This is a genomic window from Flavobacterium branchiophilum NBRC 15030 = ATCC 35035, from assembly GCF_002217205.1.
In the GTDB taxonomy this organism is placed as follows: Bacteria; Bacteroidota; Bacteroidia; order Flavobacteriales; family Flavobacteriaceae; genus Flavobacterium; species Flavobacterium branchiophilum.
In genome coordinates, this window is record NZ_MUGT01000009.1 from 1 (window position 1) to 8475 (window position 8475).

Here is an 8475-nt window from a genome sequence, read left to right on the forward strand (position 1 = left end):
GAAAAAATTTAAAAAAAATCGTTTTATAGCCAGACAACAACACTGTTTTTTTTGAATAATACAACAAAAAACAACCATCCACACAAGGGCATGCCGCCAAAAAAAAGAAAGCCCCCACGCCCCAAACCCTTCAGGCGGGGCTTCCTTTTTTTGCCGTCGGGCTATCACGAGCACATGGTGCCTTGCTCTATCCCTCATGCGGACAACCTCCAATGGACAGTCTCCATTCACCAAAGATTTTTTTTAAACTTCTTTTTTATCATTTCACACTTCTAATTTCTCATTTCTGACCTCTAACTTCTTATTTCTAACTTCTTGCTTCTCATTTCTTGCTTCTAACCTCTTGCTTCTAACCTCTTGCTTCTAACTTCTTGCTTCTCATTTTTATTTAATCAAAAAAGTTGCAAAATGTTTTTTTGTTTGTACTTTTGTGAAGTGGATATAGAATGTTAAAAACGCAATAACTTTCGTATATCTACTAGTTGTGCGTCATTGTAGCGAACCGCAAAACCGACAGTAAACACAAAGATAAAAATTATTATCTTGCAGACTTTTTAGAAAAGTAAAATGGCAAACGAAAAAAAGACAGACATATTTATAAGCAAACTTCTTGAAAGTGCTGAAATAAAATACACACCAAACGGAAGTGATATTAAAGAAATTCAAGACGCATTAAAAACAGCTTCCAAAAAAGGAACAGGAAAATCAGGTTTTCCTGAATTTGTTGCAATTTCGAGAGATTTTATTTTGGTTATCGAAGACAAATCAGAACTTGAAAAACAAGTTTTGTATGAAGACGATAACAAACAAATAATTTCAACAAATCAAAAAGCCGTTACAAATTATGCTGAAAATGGTGCTTTACACTATGCAAACGAAATTTTAGCTAAAACAAATTTCAAAAAAATATTTGCTTTTGGTTGTACAGGAGACGAAAAACACCATATAATTAGACCGATTTTTGTAGATAAACAAGGTTATAAACTATTAGACAAAGTTGAAAATTTTGAAAACTTTACAACTGAAAATATAGAAAAATACTACAAAGAACAAGTTTTAGGAGAAACACCACAAGAAACTCTTGAACTTGAAGATATATTAAAAAAAGCAAAAGAGTTACACGAATCTTTACGTAATTATGGACAATTAGGCGATGCAGAAAAACCTTTGGTTGTTTCTGCTTTAATGTTGGCATTAAGTGAAGAATCTTTTTCTATCGACCAATTAACAGGCGATACTTTAAAAACAGACGGACAAAAAATTTATGATGCACTTTCCACACATATGGACAGAGTGCAAGTACAACCTATTGTAAAAAAAGACAAAGTTCTTAATCAGTTTACAATTATTAAAGACAGAACACTTTTAAACCAAAAAGACGAACGATTAAAAGAAACAATTTCAAAGGAAAATTATTTAGAAAAAACACCCTTAAAATATTTTGCTGAATATATTCAAAAGAACATTCTAAAATCTGTAAAAGCCAATACAGCAGAAGATGTATTAGGAAGATTTTATGGTGAGTTTATGCGTTACGGAAATAACGATGGACAAACATTAGGAGTAATCCTAACACCAAAACATATTACCGAATTGTTTTCTGAAATTATAGAACTTAAACCCTCTGACAGAATTTTTGACCCTTGTTGTGGCACAGGAGGTTTCTTAATTGCAGGTATGCATAAAATGCTTAACGAAGCTAAAACCAAAAAAGAAAAAGACAATATCAAAAAGGAACATATTCACGGAATAGAATTGCGTGAAAATATGTTTGCGATTGCTACAACCAATATGATTTTGCGTGGCGATGGTAAAAGTAATTTGATACAAGATGACTTTTTAAAGCAAAATGTTGAAGATTTAAAAAAGAACAATTATACAGTTGGGTTTATCAATCCGCCTTATTCACAAGCAAAGGGAAAAGACACAGCACATTTATCTGAAATAAATTTTATCAAACATTTATTAGATAGTTTGGCAGAAAATGGTCGTTGCGTTGCAATTATTCCTCAATCTACAATGGTTGGTAAAACCAAAGAAGACAAGGCAATCAAAAAACAAATTTTACAAAGTCATACATTAGAAGGAGTAATCACTTTAAATAAAAATACTTTTTATGGTGTTGGCACAAATACTTGTATTGCAATATTTACAGCACATAAACCACATTCAGACAAAAAATATTGCAAATTTGTGAATTACGAAGATGACGGCTTTATTGTAAGCAAACACATTGGATTAGTTGAAACGACAAGAGCAATTTCTCAAAAAAACCATTTATTAGATTGTTGGTTACACAACAAAAGAGCAGAAACTAAATTTATGGTAGAAACTACCATTGAAGCTGAAGACGAATGGCTACACTCATTTTACTATTTCAACGACGAAATACCAAAAGAAGAAGATTTTGAAAAAACTATTGCTGATTATCTCACTTTTGAGTTTAATATGATAATGCAAGGCAGAGAATATTTATTTGATAACCAAGAACTTTAAAATGGAAATGGATTTGAAAAATATTCAGTGGGGTGAATTTGAAATTGGTAAAATTTTCAATGTATCTACAGGTAATTTATTACCTAAAGAAATATTAAAACAAGGTAATATTCCAAGAATAACTGCAACAGATAACAACAATGGTATTTATGGTTTATATCAAAAAGTAAGCCACAAAAATTATAGAGAATTTACTAATTTTATTTCTGTTTCATTTTTAGGTTCTGTTTTTTACCATTCATATACAGCAAGTTTGGATATGAAAATTCACACTATTCAAATTCCTAATAAAGAGTTAAATACTTATTTGGCTGAATTTTTAATCTTATGTATTAAAAGAACTGTTTCTATTTTTTCTTACGGAGACCAACTTTCAAGTAGTGATTTGCCAAAAAAGAAAATACTTCTTCCAATAAATAAAAAAGGCGAACCTGATTATGCTTTTATGGAGAAGTATATGCGACAAAAGGAAAGTGCCAAGCTTGTAAATTTTCAAAACTATATCAGCGAAAGAATTGAACAGGTAAAGAACTTTAAAAATGTTGGTCAATTTGAAAATAGAATATGGAAAGAGTTTAAGCTAACTAATATATTTAATTTCGCAAAAGGAGACCAAAATAATATGGCAAACATAGAAAAGGGACAAATACCTTTGGTTTCTGCAAAAAAAGGAGATAACGGATGTAAAGATTTTGCAAGTCAAAAAAACAAAAAATTATTTAGCAAAAACAGTCTAACCCTAAATAATGATGGCGATGGTGGTGCAGGAATTTCATTTTATCAACCATTTGATTATTTATTAGACAGCCACGTTACAGCTTTAAATCCAAAAACAGAATTAAACAAACATATTCTTCTTTTTATTTCTCGTTGCATAACAGCTCAACAAGAAAAATTTGGACACGGATATTCAATAAATAATCAAAGATTAAAAGTTTTTAAATTAATGTTGCCAATCGACAAAAAAGGCGAACCTGACTACGACTTTATGGAAAATTACACAAAGAAATTGGAGTACGAAAAATTGACAAATTACTTAACAAGAAAAACAACGAACGCCTAACAGCAGTTTGGCAAAATGGCGGTTTAGTGCCAAATTGAACATTTGGTTTTCAAAAGAAATTTAGTGCTAAATTGAAAGTAAGTGCTTCAAAATCCGCCACTTCGCCAAGCTACAAACCGTTATGTGCTATGCTGACGAGCGACCGTACAAAAAATTAACGACCGTACAAAAATGAGTAGAATTAACATACAAGGAACTATTGACAACATACGGAGCAAATCCAATGTTTACACACCTATTATTGAGGCAATAGTTAACTCTATTCAATCAATTGTAGATAAAAAATCTGAAAATGGTAAAATTGAAATTATTTTACATAGAGAAAACACAATTGAGTTAGAAAATGCAAAACCCAATATAAAAACTATTGAAATTAGAGATAATGGTTTAGGTTTTACACAAGAAAATAGAGACAGTTTCGATACATTTTATAGTGAATTAAAGAAAGATATTGGAGGAAAAGGGTTTGGCAGATTTATGTTTGTCAAGTATTTTAAAAATGTAAAAATTGAAAGTGTTTTCAAAAATGATTTAGACATTTTGAGTGGTCGTAAGTTCCGATTTGGAAAAGAATACGAAATAATTGTTGATGAAAAAATTGAAGAAACAAAAGCAGTTGATACTTATACAAATTTAGTTTTAGAAGGAATAAAAGATGGGCATTCATTTGAAAAACAAATTGAAACAATCGCTAAAAAAATACTTGAAAAGACATTGATATTTTTCATAAATAGTTCTTTCAAGTGTCCAACTATTATTATCAAAGAACACGACAATTCTCAATCTATAATTTTAAACGATTATTTGAAAGGAAAAAACGAAATTCAACTATTTAAAAGTTGCGAATTTCCTTTAACAAATGCAAAAGACAATCAAATCTTAACTTTTACAGCGAAAATCTTTAAAATATATTTTCCAGGTAGTCAGAAAAGCAAAATTAGTTTAACAGGACATAATAGAGAAGTAACAGAAACACCTTTGCATAAATATGTTCCAGAATTTGAAGATGATTTTTACGATGAAGATGAAAACGGAACTAAAAAAAATTACATCATAAAGACTTATATTTTAGGAGATTATCTTGACACAAATGTTTCAATAGAACGAGAAAATTTTGATTTCCCAAAAGATAGTACCAGTCTTTACTTTCCATTTTCACAAGCAGAAATTGAAAAGCAAGCAGGTATTATAACAAAAGAAGCCTTTGGCGAAGATGTACAAGTTCGTTCTGAAAAGAAGCATCAAGTAATACGAGATTATGTAAATAATTCAGCACCTTGGCACAAGTCATATTTAAAGGAATTAGACATTTCTGCTATTACTTATAATCTTAAAGAGGAAAACATAGAATTAGCACTTCAAGAAGTGAAATTTAAAAAAGAACAATCAACAAGAGCAGAAATAAAAGAACTTTTAAATTCGCCAGATACGGATTATAATGGAAGAATGGCAGAGGCAATTTCTAAAATATCTGAAATTGGTAAAAGTGATTTGGCTCATTATGTTTATAATCGTAAAAATGTTTTAGAAGCATTAACCCAACTTTTAAAAAGACGTGAAGATGGTAAAGGAGAATTAGAAAAAGATGTTCACAACCTTATTTTTCCAATGGGACGAAACTCTGAAAATTGTGACTACCACGAGCATAATTTATGGTTGTTAGATGAACGGTTGGTTTTTTCAGAATATGTTGCATCAGACAAGAAAATATCTACAAAAAAGGATGCATTGGGAGAACCCGACTTGATTGTCTTTGACCAAAAACAATCATTTAGAAGTGGGGATAATAATTTTAGTAATCCGTTGACTATTTTTGAATTTAAAAGACCTAAAAGAGAAAATTACAAAGAAGAGGATGACCCTATTTTACAAATTGGAAAATACTTAAAAGACATTCGAGCAGGAAAATATGAAATGCCCGAAGGATTAGAAAAAATAAAAGTTAATGAAAATACACCAGTTTATGGTTACGTTGTTTGCGACTTGACAGATAAAATCATTGAATTTGCTGAAAAGCATCAACTTATTGTAAGTCCTGACAAAGAAGGCTATTTTGGTTTTCATAATGGCTACAAAATGTATATTGAAATAATAAGTTTTAAAAAATTAATGAGCGATGCGACTTTACGTAACAAAATTTTCTTTAAAAAATTACAACTTGAATAAAAGCACAGCACATAATCGAGTAGACTGCCCTGCCAGAAACTAGCAGGGAGAGCCTCTCAAATGTTCACATTCACGAAATCCTAAAAAAACAAATAAAACTTTGAGTACACCACCGAGCATACGGGTCACGTACTCGGCGGTTCGCAAAGAGATGGGTTGAGTTGGATGTAAAGTTCTGTTAATGAAACGTATCCTCGTTTCTTCAAGCGGTTTAACGTAATTCTATTTCTTAAAAAAAATATTTTCTAAAATTGTAACATCAAATATTAATCAAAAACTAAAACAAATATTTCGTATTTTTGCACAAACATTTTAAGTGATGAATAAGAAATTAATTCGATTTGATTGGGCAATAAAACGACTTTTGAGAAATAAAGCCAATTTTGTGGTGCTTGAAGGTTTTTTGAGTGAATTGTTGTTTGATAACATCAAAATCGAACAAATTTTAGAAAGCGAAAGCAATCAGGAATACGATGACAATAAATTCAATCGTGTAGATATATTAACGCATAATTCTAAAAATGAAATCATCATCATCGAAATTCAAAGCTCTTATGAAATTGATTACTTCCATCGAATGGCTTATGGTGTTTCAAAAACCATTTCAGAAAACTTAAATCTTGGACAAAAATATTCGGAAATTAAGAAAGTAATTTCCATAAATATCGTCTATTTTGACCTCGGACAAGGGCAAGATTATATTTATCGTGGTAAAACGGAATTCAAAGGATTACATCAAAACGATGTTTTGGGATTATCTGAAAAACAAAAACAAACTTTTTTAAAACAAGAAGTTGCTGATATTTTTCCTGAATATTATTTGTTGAAAGTAAATCAATTCAACGATATTGCAAAAGATACTTTAGACGAATGGGTTTACTTCCTGAAAAACAGCGAAGTAAAAGACGATTTCAAAGCCAAAGGTTTGAAAGAAGCCAACGAAGTCTTGGACATCATGCGTCTTGATAAAGAAGACCAATATGGTTATAATCGCTATTTAGACAGTTTGCATTTAAAAGCAAGTGAACTGTTTTCTTTGCAAACTGAGGCGGAGTTTAAAATTAAGGAAAATATAGCCAAGAATTTAATCATAAATGGTTTAGATAATGAATTAATTTCAAAATCAACTGGTTTGACAATTGAAAAAGTTAAAGAATTGAGAAATGAAACGGACAATTAAATCTTCTGCCAACAAGCGTTTTGCAAGATTGCGGGGTAAGTGCTTTTTTAGAAACATTTGTGCTTAATCAAAGTTTAGGTGTTTTTAGAAACTTTTGTTCTACTAATTCCGCCACATCGCCAAGCCACAAACCGTCAGGCTGTGAAAAAACCTTGTTTATTATCCAAAAAACCAAAAAAACGCTGGTTTTTGAATGTAATAGAAGCCATTTGCGAAAGGGTTATTTTTAAGTAGCATTATTTTGTTGCCAAAAAACGTGGGCTGTAAAACGATGTTTTGAGGTGGGTTTGGGTAAAAAAAACTATTTTATTTCATAGTTTTTTATTATTTTTGAAAAAATATTAAACGGCAAGTTTTTTCACAGACTGACGTTAGCAGAAAGCTTAGAAAAACTGAATGTGAAAAGGAAATTAACTAAAATTTGAAATTATGTTAGAATTACTTTGGGGAATATTAAATATTTCAATACTTTTCTACTTTATAATTATTTGCTTTAAAGTAATTAAAATTGTCCGTGAAAATCTTGGAGGAATTGCTACATTAATTTTTGTTCTTGGACTAATGTCATTTATTGCTAAACCAAACGTTGAAAACAATAAAATAAAAATTTTTGACGTTAAAGACGAAAGCAAAATTGTAGGTGAAGTGAAAATTAATGGTCATATCTTTACTGAAGATATAATTTTAGAAAAAAAATTAGTAACTACAATTAGCGCAACGATTACATTTAAGGAATATGATCAACAGGTTAGAATTATAAATGCCTACACAATGATGACAGGATTTGTAAGTGGAATTGATTGGAAAGCTTCAAACGTTCACATTACAAAGAATAATGACAATTCATATAATTACCAAATAATTGGAACAAGAGATTGGAGAATATTAGGAATAAGAATTTATACTAATATGGAAGATTACAAAGGAAAATTTAAAATTTAATAATAAGGCCATCTGCCAACAGCTAGCCTTTCGTTGCATCTGCAAGCCGAGCAATGAATTGTAATCAACGAATACCTATAAAAAACAAAATCCAAGAGTTAAACCGATTACACTCACGCCCCTTATGGGTTTGTCGAAAAGTTTTTGGTTTGCATTTCAAGAGGATTTGGTTCCTCTTTTTTATATCTATTTATTTACACCTACAAGGTTTTGGAAACCTTGCAGGTGGGATAACGTAATTCGCCACTCCCACACAAATCCCACCGCATGCTTATCAGAAATTCCTTGATTATATTGCATGTTTAAATGTACAAAAAATAATAATAAAAAACACTATTTTATCTTATTTTTTTATTATTTTTTTATTATTTTTTTATTATTTTTTTATTATTTTTTTATTATTTTTGAAAAATATTTAACGGCAGTTTTTTCACAGGCTGGCGTTAGCTACAATTTTAAACTAAAATCGGGTTATGAAGTATATTCAAATTTCAGAACATATAAAAGAAATTATCTAAAATCATTAGAAAATTTCGAAGTTAAAAGCTTAAAAGATATCAGCCGTTTTCACGATGAATTAATTAATGTCAGAACTAATACCCAATATACATATAAAATTGCCCAATCT

Annotated in this window: 5 protein-coding genes; all 5 read left to right on the forward strand. The window is 30.1% G+C overall.

Annotation, left to right across the window (positions count from 1 at the left end; genetic code table 11):
* Window positions 1–567 precede the first annotated feature (567 nt).
* The 5 genes from B0A58_RS01430 to B0A58_RS01450 all read left to right on the forward strand — a co-directional run bounded on the left by B0A58_RS01430 (window position 568) and on the right by B0A58_RS01450 (window position 7847).
* Window positions 568–2496, forward strand: a complete 1929-nt coding sequence (locus B0A58_RS01430) for an HsdM family class I SAM-dependent methyltransferase (protein WP_089079573.1) — start codon at window positions 568–570, stop codon at window positions 2494–2496.
* A 13-nt stretch (window positions 2497–2509) separates the two neighbouring features.
* The gene (locus B0A58_RS01435; RefSeq protein WP_185740243.1) at window positions 2510–3559 is read left to right on the forward strand and encodes a restriction endonuclease subunit S; all 1050 of its coding nucleotides are present in this window, start codon (window positions 2510–2512) and stop codon (window positions 3557–3559) included.
* A 171-nt stretch (window positions 3560–3730) separates the two neighbouring features.
* Window positions 3731–5725, forward strand: a complete 1995-nt coding sequence (locus tag B0A58_RS01440; RefSeq protein ID WP_089079575.1) for an ATP-binding protein — start codon at window positions 3731–3733, stop codon at window positions 5723–5725.
* 319 nt (window positions 5726–6044) lie between these two features.
* Entirely contained in the window at window positions 6045–6905 is an 861-nt protein-coding gene (locus B0A58_RS01445) for an Rpn family recombination-promoting nuclease/putative transposase (RefSeq protein WP_089079576.1), read from the forward strand.
* Between the two features lie 429 nt (window positions 6906–7334).
* A complete protein-coding gene (locus B0A58_RS01450; RefSeq protein ID WP_089079577.1) occupies window positions 7335–7847 on the forward strand; it encodes a hypothetical protein in 513 nt (170 codons plus the stop codon).
* Window positions 7848–8475 lie beyond the last annotated feature (628 nt).

What these genes read in the sequence shown, in the direction of transcription:
- B0A58_RS01445 (WP_089079576.1), top strand. Translation starts at nt 6,045, where the DNA reads ATGAATAAGAAATTAATTCGATTTGATTGGGCAATAAAACGACTTTTG.
- B0A58_RS01430 (WP_089079573.1), top strand. Translation starts at nt 568, where the DNA reads ATGGCAAACGAAAAAAAGACAGACATATTTATAAGCAAACTTCTTGAA.
- B0A58_RS01450 (WP_089079577.1), top strand. Translation starts at nt 7,335, where the DNA reads ATGTTAGAATTACTTTGGGGAATATTAAATATTTCAATACTTTTCTAC.
- B0A58_RS01440 (WP_089079575.1), top strand. Translation starts at nt 3,731, where the DNA reads ATGAGTAGAATTAACATACAAGGAACTATTGACAACATACGGAGCAAA.